The sequence below is a fragment of the Mangrovimonas xylaniphaga genome (genome assembly GCF_001280435.1).
In the GTDB taxonomy this organism is placed as follows: Bacteria; Bacteroidota; Bacteroidia; order Flavobacteriales; family Flavobacteriaceae; genus Mangrovimonas_A; species Mangrovimonas_A xylaniphaga.
Map to the genome: position 1 here is coordinate 1,753,162 of NZ_LBIP01000013.1, position 17,267 is coordinate 1,770,428.

Below are 17,267 nucleotides of genomic sequence, written 5' to 3' on the forward strand. Positions count from 1 at the left end.
AACAAATGCAATTTCAAAACTTCTTATATAACTAATTTTAACCCTATTTTTTTAACTATTTATTTATGAATACCAATATGAAACATGTATTGGCAGTGTCTGTACTAAGTTTGGCGGCATTTACTTCTTGTAAAGAAGAAGCCAAGGTTGGGGAGACTGCTATGGCAGAAGAAAAGGTTCCGGGAATCATTCTTGAGAATATGGACCCTTCTGTAAGCCCTAAGAATGACTTTTACAATTATGTAAATGGTAATTGGATGAAAAATACCCAAATACCAGATGACGAAACACGATGGGGAGGGTTTACACAATTGAGAAAAGATACAAGACAAGATGTCCTTGAAATCGTGAATACTTCGAAAGAGTTGGGAACTTATGCAGAAGGAACTGACCAAAAGAAGGCGCTTTTAATTTATGAAACCGAATTGGATACAGTAGCGCGTAATGCTGCAGGAATTGCACCAATTCAACCTTTATTGGAGGCTATCAACGGTATCCAATCTTTGGCAGATATGCAAACTGTGTATGCTAAAACTACAGGTGTTGCCGCTCCTTTTGTAGGGATTGGTGCCTCTGCCGATTTGAACAACAGTTCAATGAACATTGCTTGGGTAGTACCAGGAGGTTTAGGTTTGCAACGTGATTACTATTTAGATCAAGATGCGAAATCTCAAGAAATCCGTCAAAAATACGTAGCGCACATTGCTAGAATGTTGCAGTTCATCAACTATGATGAAGCGACTGCAAAAGCTGCTGCCGAGAAGATTTTGGCTATGGAAACCCAATTGGCAGAGCCTAGATTGGATAAAGTAGCAAGACGTGATGCTAGAAACTTTAACAATCCTACCACTTTTGCCGATTTGCAAGCGATGACTCCTGCTATCGATTGGGCTAAGTTTGTTAAAGATATGGGGATTGAAAAGTCTCTTGATACTGTAAACGTAATGCAGCCTAAGTACATGGCTGCTGTTCAAAACTTCTTGACGACTACTTCTATTGAAGATATCAAAACTTTGATGGTTTGGGAAACTTTAGATGGTTTGGCTGGGTATTTAACTACCGGAATTGAAAGAGCTAACTGGGAGTTTTACGAGCAAACGTTGAATGGTGCCAAGCAAATGCAACCAGCTGACGAGCGTGCTTTGGGTACTGTAGACCGCGCTGCTGGTGAAGCTGTAGGGAAATTGTATGTAGATGCCAAGTTTCCACCAGAAGCTAAGGCGAAAGCTGAAGATATGATCCGTAACGTGATTACTGCCTTCCAAAACAGAATTACAGCTTTGGATTGGATGTCTGCCGAAACTAAGGAAAAAGCAGTTGAAAAATTGGGTAAAATGACCATTAAGATTGCTTATCCAGATGAGTGGGAAGACTATTCTAAAATGGCCGTTAAAGAAGGTAATGGTTATTTCCAAAACATGATGGCTGTTGCAGATTGGTCTAATCAAAAGAATCTTTCTGAAATTGGAGAGCCTGTAGATAAGAAAGAATGGGGAATGTCACCACAAACAGTGAATGCATACTTCAACCCAATGAACAACGAAATTGTGTTCCCTGCGGCTATCTTGCAACCACCTTTCTATAATTTTGATGCTGATGATGCTGTAAACTACGGTGGTATTGGAGCTGTAATTGGTCACGAAATTTCTCACTCTTTTGATGATTCTGGATCACGTTTCGATGGTGACGGAAACCTTAAAAACTGGTGGACAGAGCAAGACTTGGAAGAGTTTACTAAGCGTGGTAACCAATTGGCAGAGCAATATAGTGCTATCGAAGTCTTGGACAGCGTGTACATTAACGGTGCCTTTACTCTTGGTGAAAACATTGGAGATTTAGGTGGTGTATTGGGAGCTTATGATGCCCTTCAATTGGATATCGAAAAGAATGGTAGACCAGAGAACATTGACGGATTTACTCCAGAGCAACGTTTCTTCATGTCTTGGGCTACAGTTTGGAGAACTTTAATGAGAGAAGATGCTTTGAGAACTCGTATCAAAACAGATACGCATTCTCCAGGTCAAGTAAGAGCTACACAGCCATTGAAAAACATCGATGCGTTTTACGAAGCTTTCGATATCAAAGAAGGTGACCCAATGTACGTGGCACCAGAAGATCGTGTAAGAATTTGGTAAGACGAAAGTCAAGCAAAGTTTTATAAAAAAGGCGTTGGGATGTTCCAACGCCTTTTTTGTTTTATTATAATTCGAACATGTCAGATCGAGTGAAATTCTTGTAAAGGATTTTGTATCGAGAACTAAGGAATGAATCTCCAAGACTTCTCGATACCGTTGTTCTTCATTCCATTCCGAACACCTACTCGAAGTGACTATAGGTTATTTGTCATTACAACGAGGATTCGACGAAGTCAATGACAAAGCGAGTTTCTCCTTCTTACGACTTCGGCTGTCTAGATAACAAGGCGTCCTTGGCCAATTGGGCCAATTTAAAACTTGGGTCTACTACCAAAGCGTGGTTTAACAAAGCAAGAGCACTTTCAACATTTTCATCTTTATTTTCATTGAATACCAAAATGCCTTTTAGGTATAAAAACCCTGCTTTTAAAGAAGCTTGGTAAGGTGGCTGAGATTCGTAATAGGTGCGTTTCATATCATCTGTGGCATTAGCCAATCCGTATTCTACACTGGTTTTTGCACCTGCGAGATCCTGAACCTGCATTTTAAGGTCGGCAATTTCATAAGCCAAATATGGATTAGGCTCTTTAGCAAATAAGACTTCATAGTGTTCTAAGGCACGCTGTGGTTGGTTGATGGCTTTAAGGGCAATGGCCTTTACTTCGGTGTTGAGGTTGGAATCGTTTTGGTTTTTATCAATTCCAATAGTGTTTAAAGCTTCCATATAGCGTCCCTCGGACACGTAAATGTAGGCAAGGGTGTCTTTGCGGGATTGGGTAGGCTTGAGCACGTCCAAATGCGTTAGGGCGTTAATCACACCTTGCACATCCCCATGTTCTTTCATTTGTTTATAATAGGCTTCGAAGTGTTTGGTAAGTTCGGTGTTGGTTTGGGCATTTAGGCCAAAACTCGCCAATGCCAAGACCATAAAAAATCGTTTTTTCATAGTTTCAAAGTTTAGGTTCTAAATCTATAAAAATTCAAAGGATATTCTCTTAAAGAGATGCTAATAATTTAAGGTTTGTTTGAGGGTTATATGTAAGTTTAAATGACTTCTCGATACGATTGTTCAGCATTTTCATGCCGACCAACCACTCGAAGTGATTATAGGTTATTCCTATGTGATTTTAAATGATTTGGAGAAACGTCAGTTCGAGTGAAATTCTTGAAAAGAATTTTGTATCGAGAACTATTGCTAAGAACATAATCTATCTTACTATTGAATACTGACTACAAAAAAAAGGGCAGCCAATTAGGCTGCCCTTTTTAAAAAGAGTTTTTTGAGGGGCTTATTTTACATACCATAAAAATATAGATAGGCTTAAGGCTAGATATAATACAATTAGAAATAGCTGTAACCTGTATTTATAGATGTTTTTGCCCATAGACTAACTACTCTTTAATAATCTTGATGGTTTTCTCTGCTCCGTCAATGTTCACTTTGGCAAAGTAGATGCCGTTTGGTAAGGCACTCATGTTTACGGTTGACATAGTGTTGTTACCTGCAGTTGCCAATACTTTTTGACCTACTACATTGTAGATAGCAACAGATGAAATCATGTTTGGAGACTCAAACGTCAAACTGTTTTTAACCGGGTTTGGATAGTATCTAAAGCCTTCAAAGTTTACTTCTGCATTGGTCAGTGAATTTTGAGTGATTTCCAAAGTGTAGGTAAATGTTTGAGTAGAATTAGAGCCGCTTATAACTATGTAATAGGTGTTTCCTGCGTAAAGAAGAAGATCTTCAAAAGATCTATTTGTGATGCCAAATGATCCTTCATAGGCTAAACAGTTTGTAGCCGCGTCTACACAGCCTTCTACGACGGATAAAGAGGTTCCATTGCTATTGATATCTAGTAAGTTTACATTAATAGATATGTCATTAGAAGGGGTGATTTCGTAAAAAACATCTTTCCCTTTCATGTAAGTGGCTGTACAGGGACTTGTATTATATGTGTTTTCATAATTGTCTGTATTGTCAGATGTACTATAAGGGAATGTGTTGACTATATGTGCATTGTCACAAGAGGCTCCCACAGCCGGTTGAGCTCTAGTGGTAAAAGTTTGAGCGGTACATTCTGTTGCCGATCCAAAAGCATTATAAGGCGTGATCAATACATAATAAGTGGTTGAGTATTCCAAAGTATTTGGAAGAGTGAATTCAGTACTGTTGCCTACGTCGGTGCTTGCTACAAAGGTGTAGTCCTCTGAGGTTAGGCCAATTGCTATGTTATAACCAGAGGGAAGGCCTGAGGCAGAATTCCAAGAGATAGTTGGCATTGAGATGGCAACGTTGGTTGTCTCAGAAGTTAAAGCACTGTCACAATTAGGGGTTTCAATAGCTGTCTGTAAAATAGATAAGTCATCAATAACTGCATAGACATAATAAGAACTTCCGCGATTTACTAAGTTGAATGATCCTCTAAATTGAAAATCGACTCCTTCAGGTAAGTTGGAGGCATCAATGGTGTAAGAGGCTGCATGGCATGTTCCGTCATAGGTGTAGTTGTTGTCATCAATGCTGCCAATAGTTGTCCAATCTGTGCCATTTGTGGTGTATTCAAAAACAAAGGTGCCCCAGTTTTCTTCAGGTGCTTGGTATTCATAGGAAGTTGATAGTCCAACTATTTTATAATTAAAATTAATTTCGGCATTTGTACCATTGCTGACTCCAGGTAAATTTTTTGTGGTAAACGTTTTTGTGGATGCACTATTGGCAAGTGTGTAAAATGATCTACTCCCACAACGGATGTTACTCGAATTGGTAGCAGTGCTTGTGGTTTCAAAATCGCCATTCCAACCAGACGGAAGATTACCGGTGGAGTATGACTCGAAATCTTCATAAATGTCAATTTGTGAGTAGGTGATCATGCTTGTAAGTAGCATGAAGACAAGAGTAATTTTTTTCATTAGTAAATTGTTAAAGGTTAAAAGATATAAATGGGTAGTTATTTGCGATATGATTGTAGTTGTTTGAATTTTTGGTTTAAAAGATATGGCTGTGTTATATAAATTATGAATAGTGCAATTAATGTTAGTAAAGATTAAAGTTTGTTGAACATAACAATACCATATCTAAATTATATTTTCATTCTTTTTTGGTATAAGTTCTTAATGGTGGTTAACTTTAATTTAACCTGAAGTTTGTTTTAAATAATTGTACAATTGTTAGTGAATAAAAAAGGGCAGCCAATTGGCCGCCCTTTTTCAAAGAGAGTGAGAAACTATTCTATATACCATAAAAATATGGAAAGGCTTAAGGTTAGATATAACACAATTAAAAATAACTGTAGCCTGTATTTATAGATGTTTTTACCCATGTATTAATTACTCTTTAATGATTTTAATAGTTTTCTCTGCTCCGTCAATGTTCACCTTAGCAAAGTAAATGCCGTTTGGTAAAGCACTCATGTTTACTGTAGACATGGTGTTGTTGCCTGCAGTAGCCAATACTTTTTGACCTACTACATTATAGATAGCTACAGAAGAAATCACGTTTGGAGACTCAAAGGTCAACGTATTTTTAACTGGGTTTGGATAGTATCTAAATCCTTCAAAGTTTACCTCTGCATTGCTCAAAGTAGCATCTGGGTAGATGAAGAATGAGAAGGTGGCAATTTCACTATTACTGTTTGAGTTAACATCTATTAAATAGGTAGTTCCAGCAACAAGGTCTACATCTGAATTTCCTTGTATTTGACAGCTTGAAGTTACTCTGTTATCTGTAGATACTGAAGCACAATCTGAAGTGCTGAACATGCTGTAGAAAATGTTACTACCTGTAAGTGTAGTAAAATCAATATGGTAGGTTCCTGTATATTGAGGGGTGAAGCTATACCATACATCCTCGTAGTACGATGATAAACCTGAACCACAATTTGCCATTTCAAGAGAATAATAAGCGTTTTCATGTGTGCCGGTAATGGTGTTGCTGCCGCTAGCATCAGATTCCGTTATTACTTGAGCTGCGCTACATTCGTCGTTTGCAACAGCATCAGGCATTTTATAAACACAAAGGGTAAAATCCATTCCAGGAATTGTGGAGGCTGTAATACTTTGTACAGGAATATAATATTGTGTTCCTGCTGACAATAGGCGGATAACAGAGTATGAAGAACCGCAGGTCCCTACAGATGTGAATTCAGTATCGCAACTACCGCTTAAAACAGAAATTCTATTAGAACTTACATCGGTAGTAACAACAAATTGGTAATAACCATCTTCTGACGGAGTAAAGGTATACCAAACATCTTGATAACTAGAATAGCATACGTCTTGAGTTGAATCTGTAGCTTCATAGGTGTAACCAGACACAGAGTTGTCGCAGTTTTCATCTGTAGAAAGCGTTAAGGCAATGGCATTGGCGCATTCATCATTAACTGGAGGACAGTAATAAGTAATAGACTCAGTAATGAAACATTCTTTATCAGAGGTAATGGTAAAGGATTGAGTAGAGCTGTTGTCATAAGGTCCAAAAGTTACTTGTCCTACAGCTGAAAGTGTTTGGTTTGTGTTTACACCATCACTTATGGTTAAAGTAGTAGCATCTCCAAAATACGTTACATCAACTTGAACTGAATACTGACTATTGTCACAATCTGCTACTGGTGTTAAGGTTGCAGTTGGGTTAATACAATCATTTTTAGTGATAGAAAGATCAAACTGGGTGTTGTTTTCAGTGTAATTTTGACCAGTTGAAATAACGATATAATAGATGTTTCCAGGAATTAATACTACATCTTCTAGAAGCAAGTTAGTGAAAAAGCCATTATCATCTTTTCCGTATCCTGTAGCGCCAGAGGCTATACATTCTGTAGCAACATCTACACAGCTATCTAAAACATATATATTGGCTCTTTGGTTGATAATGTTGGTGAGGGCAATATCTACAGAAACATCAAATATAGGTGCAATAGCATATACCATTTCATTACCGGCCATTGAAGAACCGCTACCAGCGTTACATGGAGCGGTGTCATAGTCATCTTCGTAGAGGTTTAGACTTACTCCAGTAGCGCTAAAATCGCCAGAGTCTATGTCAATAATGATAGGGTCACTACATGCGGCACCTTGTAATGGAGCATCACGCGTTGTAAAACTTTGTACTGCACAACCTGTGGCATCTCCTAAGGTATTGTAAGGAGTGATCAATACATAATAGGTAGTTGAGTATTCAAGGCTCTCTGGGAAGGTAAAACTTGTTGTGTTGCCTACATCTGTAGAAGCCACAAATGTATAGTCTCCTGATACTAGACCAACAGCTAGTTTGTAACCAGTAGGAATCCCTGTAGCTTTATTCCATGTAATGGTTGTGTTTTCTATAGGGACATTAGTGAGTTCAGAGCTTAGGGTAGCATCACAATTTGGAACCTCTGTTGCCGTTTGAGCTATTAATACGTTGTCCAGTGAAAAATATAGCTGATTAGAATCGTTTACTATATTAAAGGTTGCTCTAAATTGGAAATTAGTTTCTGCAGGGAGGGTAGCGGCATCAATTGTATAGGATGCAGATTTACATGATCCATCATAGGTGAAATTGGAATCGTCAATAGTTTGAAGTGTGGTCCAATCCGTACCATTTGTACTGTAGTCTATTACTACAGAGCCCCAATTTGCTTCGGGTGCACCATATGCAGGGTAGGTAAATCTAGGATTTCTGTGTACAACATTGTAGTCATAACTAATGTTCATTTCTGTGCCGTTGGATACTTGGGTATTGGTAGTGACTACATGTGTAGTTCCTTGGATTCCATAACCGTTTAGGGTGCCAGAAGTACAAGCGCCTACGGTGGAATTGCTTATCCAAGTCCCATCGTAAGTCCAATCGGCGGGTTTCGTAGACTCATCGAAAGGCTGGTCGATAAAGACTTGTGAAAATGTAAGCGAACTGAATAACAGCAGCATTAATAGGGTAACTTTTTTCATGTGTTTAAAAGTTAAAGGTTAATAATATAATTAATGTGTAATTGGTTTTTAGTTGTGTTGCATTTTTTGTGTTAAAAATAAGCATATGCAGTTTATACTATTCACTTAGGATAAAAGCAAACTTATTGTTTTTGAGGGTAATGGGGAATGGCCCCAACTGTTTGTAGTAATTGAAAGCTGTTAACTTCTTAAGGCTTAAAAAGAATATTGTAGAAATACTAGATAGCATTAGTTTATTTTTTTTTATTCAACAAGGAATTAATCTTAAAAATATGTTATGGATGAATTGCTTTGTTAAATAAAAGAGCAATTAACTTTAATTTAACTTAAAAGGGTTTTTTTTAAATAGTAGATGTTTTTATAGGTTAAAATGAGTACGTTTTCTGTTTGTGTTTTAGGAGTGAGATAGTAGTTGGAATTCCAATCCCAATCCTCGGACGCTTTTAATGTTGATATCTTCGTCTTCATTAAAATATTTACGTACTTTACTTATGTACACGTCCATGCTTCTCCCTGAGAAAAAGTCGTTATTGTTCCATATTTTGGTTAGGATATCTTCTCTGCGTACTAATTTGTTTTTGTTACTGTAAAGGAAGTAGATCAACTGGGCTTCTTTTTTGGTAAGGTTATGTGTGGTAGTGTTACTTTTTAAAAGTGAATTTCTATAATCGAAATGATAGCTGCCAATTGAAATAATGTCCTTGTTTCCATATTCTCTAAGTACAAACTGCTGTTGCTCGGTTCGTTTGATGATGTTTTTTAGGCGTAATACAAACTCTTCAGGATCGAAGGGTTTTACAATGTAATCGTCCGCCCCTAGTTTTAGTCCTTTTATTTTGTCTTCCTTGGTTTTACGTGCGGTTAAATACAAAAAAGGCATTTCGGGATCTACCTGTGTAATTTTTTTTGCCAAGGTAAAGCCATCCATTTTGGGCATCATTACGTCCAATACACATATATGAAACGTGTTGGAGTTGAATAGTTCTAGGGCTTCTTCGCCATTTTTGGCCCATTCTACATTGAATTTGTTACTTTGAAGGTACTGTGTTAACATACCCCCGAAATCGTGGTCGTCTTCTGCTAGTAGTATGTTTTTCATTGGTTAGAAAGTATTATGGTGAATTCGGTTCCGTTTCCTTTAGTGCTACTCACCGAGATGCTTCCTTTATGGGCCTCGATGATCTGGTGGGTATAAAACAATCCCAATCCTAATCCTTTATAATTGTGAGTATCCTGTTCGCTAACACGATAGAACTTGTCAAAGATGGATCGTTGGTGTTTTTTAGGGATGCCTATACCATTGTCCTTAATTTTAATGAAATGGGTGCGTTCCTTGGGGGTGTAATCATAGTGTAGGCTTACTGAAGTGCTGCCATATTTCACTGCATTCCCCAATAGGTTGTTAATAGCGGTGCTGATGTAAAATTTATCGGCAGAAATTAGGATGGCGTCCTTATGTATGTTCGTAGTTATGTCAATATCTTCTTTGAGGCTAAGTTTAAAGTCGTCTACAGTTTCTTTCAGGAACTGTGGCATGTTGAAAATTTCTTCGTTAAGTTCAATTTCCTGATAACCCAAACTGGTATTGAGGACTTGATCTATGAGTTTCTGTAGTCTTATATTTTGACGATTGATGACTTCTAGGACACTATTGTTAAAAAGACCATTGTACTTGGATGCCTCATTGTTCAAATTTTTAATGGCAATGGCCAAGGTAGATAGTGGTGTTTTAAGTTCGTGGGTAATATTATTGATGAAATCGGTCTTGATGTCGGCCAGTTTTTTTTGTTTCAATAAACTATTAATGGAATAAAATAAAATGCCTGTCACGAACAAAAATAGCAGGCAGGCAAGCAATAATACACCAGACATCTGCTTAATTAAATACCCGCTCCAACCTGTTGATTCGGACATGAACAGTTTGGTTTTGAATTCAAGCATATAGGTGTAAGATTTCCCATTGATGTTTGCAACAAGGCCTTTGGTAAAGGTTGCGTTATTGATAAGTTTTTGTTCGCTATTTTCTGTAGGTTTATAAGGTGTGCCTAATAGTAGTAGGGTGCTGTCTTTTTCATTATATATTGTTTCGGCATTTCCCAAGGTATCATGAAGAACCATGGATGTTAGCTTTTTTTGTATCGAAATATCTACAGGTATGGAATATTCTGCAAAGCCTTTGTTGATTTCTTCCAGAAAATAGGGATTTAAGGAGGCTGACTTTTGTTGAAGGTTGGTTATAACTTCTTCTTTGGAAATTTGTTTGTTTTTATAGGCCTGGGCTTGTTTTATGGCATCATTTCGTAATTCCCAAAGTAAATATTCAACAGGTTCAGAATTGTAAATTTGGGTAAAAATGCTTTGGCTTTCATATTGGGCTGTAGCTCTTTTCAACTGGTAGGTATTACGGATCAAATACCCTTGAATGGCAGTGAGTGCCAATAGGGTAAAAACGGAAGCCGCAATTAAAAGTTTTGTCTTGTTAACCAGTTTCATGGTCTTAAAATTATGTTAACAAAGAAAGACGAGCTAGGTAAACAAGTGTTGTTAACGTTTTATTAACGTAGGGTATTCTTATCTAAAAAACAATTTTGTTGATTTTTTTTTAGATTTATTTTGAATATCGTGTAAGATTGTTTGTATAAGGATGAAAATTGTCAATTTAAAATAATGGTCTCCTTGACCATCACTGCATCATTGTTAACAAATGGTTTCGGGATCATGCCGGCAGGCCGTTGAGGCATCCTAAACAATGGGTTGCTGGGGAGGTCGAATGAGACTTCCAAATAGTCTAGTATCAACGGTGTACCCATTGGAATGCTTAGTTCTATATCCATTAAATTATCGTCCACAACAGAGTAGGCAAATAGTTGTTGCCCTAAACGCTCTTCCAATACATATCCATTGTGTTTGGTATTCTTAAAATCGTAGCCATTCATTTTAAAATCAATGAAATGTTGGGTGGAGTCTGCAAACAATACCAATTTGTGAGCTCTGCGTTGAGGCGCGATGAATAGTTTTATATGGCGTTCCTCTCCAACTAGTGAATCTTGTAAAATATCTATATGAGGTTTTGGAACTGGTTTTACATCGGCATTGTTCACATAGCTTATTGGTGTGCCATATTTACTACGGCTGTTAAATTTTGAAAGCGAATCGTTGGCTCTTGGATTGTCAGATAGGAAGGTTTTGGTCCAAGCATCCAATTGTTGGTCGTAAGTGGCCCAAAGCGCTTTGTTGCTATCGGTATCCCAGAAGTAGATCAAACTATTGGGTTTAGGACGTTCCTCGTTGAAATCGGAATTTATATGGGCATAGATAAAACAGCCAATGGATACTATAAATAGAAAATAGGCCCAACGGTTTTTATATCTGGAAAAACCAAATACTGAGATGCACAGGGAAAAAATCAGGGATATCAGTACAGTGGACGCAACTAAAAGTTTTAGTCCCAAACCTACGGGAAACATTTTAACAAAGGGTACCAAGATCCAAATGGTTGGGAAAAGCAGCAATGCCATTAATAAAATGTTGGGACGTTTTTGGCGTACCAAGATCCACAAGCTGATCAAACCAAAAAATACGGGAATGATAAAGAAGCTGGCTCCCTTAAGGTAAATGGCTATAAGGGTGCAGATAATCAACCACAGGAATAGTGGGGGTACAACCAAACTTGCCGTGTTTTCAGGTTTATAGACTTTGTTGTATAGCCACATACATATGGCCATTGCCAATATAGAGAATGCTAAAATATAGGTATGCCCGTTATAGGTAAACCCTTGGAGGATTTCATTATATTGAGGGTAAATAACCGTTAGCACCTTCCAGCCACCAACGCCTATAAGTCCATTCAATAAAATGGCGGCCATACCGGGAATAAAACCAATGGCCATATGCTTAGAGTTGAGCATGCGTTTTTTCAAACCGTAAAATACCAAGCCTAAAAACAGAACGATAGCCACGACAAGCATTGGGACAATCCAAGCAAAGGGATAGCTCACGGTTTTAAACAAAGGGATGTTAAAGTATACATTGTCCTCATCGCTTTTTAAATCAGTTAAGTCAGCATTGGCGAAGTAATGGAGTAAAGGCATAAGGTAGCTACCTTGGTGCTCCAGAGAAGATCGGTCCAATCGTTCAAAAGTGTCTAAGGCCGTATGGTAATCGAAATGATCATCAATAAAAGCAAAATTGAATCCGTCAATATTGCCGTCCTCCCTAAAACTGGTCAAATCGGTGTCGTTTGGAAGTTTTTTGTAAACACTATAGGCAAGGGAATTTGCCACGGGATATTGGGGGTTAGCTGCCACAAAATCTTTTAGGAGTTTATGGTTGCCTCCATTGGTTTCCACCAACATATAACTAGGGCCGCCACTTCCTCGGGATTCAAAATTTAAAACCAAGCCCACATCTTTTGCCCAAGGATGCTCGTTTACAAAAAGTTCGGCGCCATTGAGTCCTAGTTCTTCGGCATCGGAAAGCATCACAATAATGTCATTTTTGGGCTGTTTTCCTTCATGTAGAAAAGCTCTAAGACCTTCCAAAATGGTTACCACCCCGGAACCCGCATCACTGGCTCCCAATGAGGAATGCGGGTTGCTATCGTAATGTGATAAAAGTAATAGTGCTTTGGTGCTGTCGGTTCCCTTGATGCGGGCCAAAATGTTTTTAGCCTTGGTGATGCTTCCCCATTTTTCATTGTGACTGTAGCCTTCCTGAATCTCGGTTTCCAATCCCAAGTTTTTCAGAACAGTTACAATATAGTCTCGAACCCTTTGGTGTTCGGGAATGCCAACATAATGAGGCTGTTTTGAAATTTCTTTGAGGTGTCCCAAAGCCCTGTCCGTAGAAAATTCGGTATCAGTCGTTTCCAAGCCAGAAATTGAAGTGGGTTTTAGGGCAAGAAAACTCCAATAAATGGCCAAAAGTATCAGTGCTAAGGCGATGATTTTTTTTAGCATGGGAAGAAGTGTTAGTTAGTTCTTCTTAAATGTACTGAATATTTTGCTAAAATTCACTTTAGGTTAAATGACTTAAATTCAGTAAATTTAAAAGGAATTAAAATTTTAGGTTATGGGCATAAAAAGTTTTCAGGGGTCTCGAAAGCAGCAAAGCAATACGGTAGAGGAGATCCCATTTAGGGTTAGAGATTATATGAGTACTACATTAATTACGTTTAAACCAGAGCAGTCTGTGGAGGAGGTAATCAAGGCTTTGATTGCCCACAAGATTTCGGGGGGACCCGTTGTGAACGACAATTATGAGTTGGTTGGCATCATTTCGGAAGGAGACTGTTTAAAGCAGATTAGTGACAGTAGATATTACAACATGCCAATGGCACAGGACAATGTTGAGAAACGCATGATCAAGGAGGTGGAGACCATAGATGGCAATATGAATGTGTTTGATGCGGCTAAGAAATTCTTGGAGTCCAAGATGCGCCGTTTCCCAATTGTACAGGACGGTAAATTGGTAGGGCAAATTAGCCAGAAGGATATTTTAAAAGCAGCCCTTCAGTTGAAAGGGCATAATTGGAAATAAGAAGAATTAAATGAACGTGATACAATCACGCTTCAGTTGGGTTTGTTAAACATGTGCAGCGATAGTTTTTAGGATCGCTGCATTTTTTTTGGGAGGGTGATTTGAGTTATTCAAAGCAATCCTTTTTAATCCAGCATAGATTTTCGATTTCTATTTTAGAACACCAAGGATAAAAAGGTTAGTATTAAAAAGAATGGATATCCGATTATCGAAATGTAATATTGATAATTTTTTTTCTCTTCATTTTTAATGCTGAGAATAGTTAGTATAATACCCGTTATAAGGAGTAAATTTCCGAATACCGATACAATGGCAATATTTCGTTGGAATTTTTCTATATCGTGAAACCCAACAGCAAAAGTCATTACCCGATAAGCGATTACTAGGTTTACTGCAACTACATAAAGAAATACTCTAAAAGCCCATTGTTTGTAATTTGTTTGTTTTATTGGTTCTGGTTTCATTTCAGGGTGTTGTTTGTTGCCAATCTCAACATAAACTTTCTCAAATGGTTTCTGATATAATTGGCGTGTTGGTTATTCTAAAATATAATAGACTATTCTTATAAATTAAGGTCGGCTTTCAAGAGCCTCGGGCAAATCGGAGATGATCAGTTTTTGCTTGCCCTCGCTTTCAAGCGACAGTATTTTGGAATAGGGGAAGCCTTCAATGGGTTCGGTAAAGCTTTTCCATTTGGCAATTCCTGATACGGTGATGCGTTCGCCTACTTCTATGATCCCTTCGCTATAGCGCAATTGTTTGTTGAAACCGAAAAAGTTGGAGCTCTCAATATGATAACGTTTCAATAAGGCCTCAAATTCGGGTGTTGGATTGTTGAACATTCCAGAGGCGGTGTTCTTGTCGGGCACTAAATAGGTGACATAGTTTTTCGGGGTATGGGAAGGTTTGATCATGACCATTTCGCCTCGATGATCCACAAAAAAGTCGTGAAATTGTTCATCGTGAATCAAGGTTTTCCAATGCGAATGTTTGCCGCTGCTCTTCTTCTGTTCAATAGTGATGCTATAGAATACGCAATCGCGCTTGCTTAAGGGGGCCTTAAGCGGTTCATTGGCATGTAGGGCCTTTCCTGAAATTTTCACCAGCTCATTGGTCCTGATACTGCCCATGGTTTTGTGCGGTATTTTGGCTAGGGCACGAAGAATGACCTTTTTCGAACTGAAATAGTAGGAACCCAAACCAATGCCGGCAATAATTACAAGGGCTATAATGATAGGGACAAATGAGGAAGCTAATGCTATCATAAAAGGGAGCTTTTTATTGATAAGTAGGAAAACGGCTTAAAATGTTACAGCTATTGTTCGCGTTTTACCAAAGCGTAAAAGTCGCCCTCAAGAGGGAGATACCCTTGGTCGTACACAAAATAATAGACCTTGCCGGTTTTGGTGGTATAAATGCTGGTAATGTAGTTGAAGTCGAAGCCTTTTTCAACCAGCCTTCCTTTGGATGCCGTAGATTTTTGCTCTGGATTAAGTTCTTCTAAAACCCTATAATTTTTGCGAAGCTTGTTGTTGGTATTCCTGATTATGTTTCTAACGTCCTTATTAACCTTGTTGTTATAACTGTTTCGGCAGGCATCGCTACAGAATTTTTTATCCACTCTTCCGCGGATAGTATCTCCACATTCTGGACACGCTTTTTGCATAATACAATGGGTTGGTTGCGTATACAATATAGGAAATATTCATTTATAATAGATTATTGGGTTTGGGCCACTAGCAGGGTATTGGTACCATTTACTTTTTGAAGGGTGTTAACCAAAAAGCCATTGACCTCCAGAAGTGAAATAATAGGGTGTAAGTTTTCTGAGTTGGAAGCATGCAAAGCTGCATTAAAAAGAATGGCTCCTTGTTGGGAATGCGATTTGAGGATAGCCTTCCAAAAGGAAAGCTCCATAAATTGTGATGGCATGTGGGCATCAATGTAAAGGTCTACAATAATGAGGTCGAAGCTAATTGTGTTTTCTAGAATAAATTGTTGGGCATCGGCGCACACCATACTTAAAGTAGGAGAGTTGTAATGCTGAAACTCTTTTTGGGCAATGGCTATCACTACAGGGTCAATATCCACAGCCGTGATGTGTTGTTGAAAGTTGAAGTGGTTGCGAAGTGTGTCAATCACGCTGCCGCCACCAAGACCCAATAACAAGCAGTTGGAGATGGAACTCAGGTGAATATGCTCCAAGCCGAACTTTAAAATTTCCTGTAAGGAACCATACGAATAGTTGGCATTTTTGGTGTTGAGGTATTTTTTGCCATCATACCAGGTCACCTCCAACTTCCCATTGTATTGGGAAGGCACTTTTTTGCTGACTGGGTAGATATAGCTTAAGAGGCGCTTCATAGGGCTTAAAAAGCTGCAAATATAAGGGTTTGTTGGGGATAATTATCCGTGTACAAACGACTACAAACGTTTACAAACGACTATAAATGCGTAACTACCGACTAATTTTAGAAAGGTTAACAATCTTTGTCCTGTTGAATTGAACTAACGAGATTCAATGGTATTAACTGTTTAACCTTAAAATTTAAAATTATGAATGCACTTAGAAACAAAGTACAGTTGATTGGCAGATTGGGACAAGATCCTGAAATTGTAAATTTTGAAGATGGCAACAAGATGGCCAGATTCTCCTTGGCGACTGATGATAGTTATAAGGACAAAAGAGGTGAGAAGATAGAGCGCACCTATTGGCACAATATTGTTGTGCGAGGTGGCCTTGTAAAGGTGGTGGAAGGCTATATTACAAAAGGGCAGGAAATTGCCGTAGAGGGGAAACTTACCAACCGTAGTTGGGAAGATAAGGATGGTAAACGGCACTATGCCACAGAAATTCTCTGCAGTGAATTATTGATGCTGGGGAAGTAAGCAAATTAAAAAAGGCTCCATATGGAGCCTTTTTTAATGAGACATTCGTTTTTTTATAAGTCTCAAAAAAGCTTCTTTTTTTCTAGTGGAAACATTTATGATGCTATCATTGTCCATGGTAACAAAACCACTTTTGTTATAGGATTTTATATGGTTTATGTTTATCAGAAATGAATTGTGAACTCTGAAAAAGGAGCCATGCGGAAGAAGTTCTTCATAATATTTAAGTGGTTTAGATACATGTATCTTTTGGTCTTTAATATAAATAAAAGTATAACTGGTATCAGCTTCACAGTAAAGAATATTATTCGTTTCTATAACCAAAAAGCCTTCCGAAGTGGGTATGGTTATCTTTTTTGAAGTATCGTTTGCTTTCAAGTTGTAAAGCAATGTTTGCATTTGAGATTCCAAAGTCCTGTTTGAAAGCCCTTTTTTTAATCTGTTTAGCACATGTGTAAAATCATCCTCATCGATTGGTTTTAGTAAGTAGTCAAAGGCACTGTATTTAAAAGCCTTAATTGCAAATTGCTCATAGGCTGTAGTAAAAATGATGTTGAAATTCACACTGTTTAGTGCCTCTAAAAAATCAAAACCAGTTTTTCCATTTATTTGGATATCCAAAAAAACAAGGTCAGGGTTAACTTTATCTATTAGGATTAGGGCGTTTTCTACTGTATTACAGGTGGCAACCACCTCCAAAACTTCAGGATGTTTGGAAGTAAGATAGTTTAATCTATCAATACAATGTTGTTCGTCATCAACTATAAGCGCCTTAATCAT

General features: G+C 38.0%; 14 protein-coding genes. 3 read left to right on the forward strand and 11 right to left on the reverse strand.

The window, feature by feature from the left end; translation table 11 throughout:
• The first annotated feature begins 65 nt into the window (after positions 1–65).
• Entirely contained in the window at positions 66–2,135 is a 2,070-nt protein-coding gene (locus ZA06_RS07725) for a M13 family metallopeptidase (protein ID WP_053976789.1), read from the forward strand.
• A gap of 259 nt (positions 2,136–2,394) precedes the next feature.
• Here ZA06_RS07725 and ZA06_RS07730 read toward each other — a convergent pair whose 3' ends face one another.
• The 6 genes from ZA06_RS07730 to ZA06_RS07755 form a co-directional block, all read right to left on the reverse strand.
• Positions 2,395–3,081, reverse strand: a complete 687-nt coding sequence (locus tag ZA06_RS07730; protein ID WP_053976790.1) for a tetratricopeptide repeat protein — start codon at positions 3,079–3,081, stop codon at positions 2,395–2,397.
• Between the two features lie 446 nt (positions 3,082–3,527).
• Positions 3,528–5,045 (reverse strand): T9SS type A sorting domain-containing protein, encoded by a 1,518-nt coding sequence (locus ZA06_RS07735; RefSeq protein ID WP_053976791.1) that lies wholly within the window; start codon positions 5,043–5,045, stop codon positions 3,528–3,530.
• Between the two features lie 417 nt (positions 5,046–5,462).
• Positions 5,463–8,060 (reverse strand): T9SS type A sorting domain-containing protein, encoded by a 2,598-nt coding sequence (locus ZA06_RS07740; RefSeq protein ID WP_053976792.1) that lies wholly within the window; start codon positions 8,058–8,060, stop codon positions 5,463–5,465.
• Between the two features lie 394 nt (positions 8,061–8,454).
• Positions 8,455–9,159 (reverse strand): response regulator transcription factor, encoded by a 705-nt coding sequence (locus tag ZA06_RS07745; protein WP_053976793.1) that lies wholly within the window; start codon positions 9,157–9,159, stop codon positions 8,455–8,457.
• Entirely contained in the window at positions 9,156–10,553 is a 1,398-nt protein-coding gene (locus ZA06_RS07750) for a sensor histidine kinase (protein WP_053976794.1), read from the reverse strand. Before ZA06_RS07750 ends, ZA06_RS07745 begins: the two co-directional genes overlap by 4 nt.
• 161 nt (positions 10,554–10,714) lie before the next feature.
• On the reverse strand, positions 10,715–13,018 hold the full coding sequence (locus tag ZA06_RS07755) for a M28 family peptidase (RefSeq protein WP_053976795.1): 2,304 nt from the start codon (positions 13,016–13,018) through the stop codon (positions 10,715–10,717).
• Between the two features lie 112 nt (positions 13,019–13,130).
• Between ZA06_RS07755 and ZA06_RS07760 the strand changes: the two genes are divergently transcribed.
• Complete coding sequence (locus ZA06_RS07760) at positions 13,131–13,598, forward strand: CBS domain-containing protein (protein ID WP_053976796.1); 468 nt, start codon at positions 13,131–13,133, stop codon at positions 13,596–13,598.
• A gap of 155 nt (positions 13,599–13,753) precedes the next feature.
• Here ZA06_RS07760 and ZA06_RS07765 read toward each other — a convergent pair whose 3' ends face one another.
• The 4 genes from ZA06_RS07765 to ZA06_RS07780 form a co-directional block, all read right to left on the reverse strand.
• On the reverse strand, positions 13,754–14,062 hold the full coding sequence (locus tag ZA06_RS07765; protein WP_053976797.1) for a hypothetical protein: 309 nt from the start codon (positions 14,060–14,062) through the stop codon (positions 13,754–13,756).
• Between the two features lie 105 nt (positions 14,063–14,167).
• Positions 14,168–14,863, reverse strand: coding sequence for a hypothetical protein (locus tag ZA06_RS07770; protein WP_053976798.1), 696 nt, complete (start codon positions 14,861–14,863; stop codon positions 14,168–14,170).
• A gap of 50 nt (positions 14,864–14,913) precedes the next feature.
• Positions 14,914–15,264 (reverse strand): DUF2116 family Zn-ribbon domain-containing protein, encoded by a 351-nt coding sequence (locus ZA06_RS07775; RefSeq protein WP_053976799.1) that lies wholly within the window; start codon positions 15,262–15,264, stop codon positions 14,914–14,916.
• 53 nt (positions 15,265–15,317) lie between these two features.
• Positions 15,318–15,962, reverse strand: coding sequence for a spermidine synthase (locus tag ZA06_RS07780; protein ID WP_053976800.1), 645 nt, complete (start codon positions 15,960–15,962; stop codon positions 15,318–15,320).
• Between the two features lie 192 nt (positions 15,963–16,154).
• Between ZA06_RS07780 and ZA06_RS07785 the strand changes: the two genes are divergently transcribed.
• Entirely contained in the window at positions 16,155–16,487 is a 333-nt protein-coding gene (locus ZA06_RS07785) for a single-stranded DNA-binding protein (RefSeq protein ID WP_053976801.1), read from the forward strand.
• A 33-nt stretch (positions 16,488–16,520) separates the two neighbouring features.
• On the opposite strand, the gene ZA06_RS07790 is transcribed toward ZA06_RS07785, so the two are convergent.
• A complete protein-coding gene (locus ZA06_RS07790; RefSeq protein WP_053976802.1) occupies positions 16,521–17,267 on the reverse strand; it encodes a LytR/AlgR family response regulator transcription factor in 747 nt (248 codons plus the stop codon).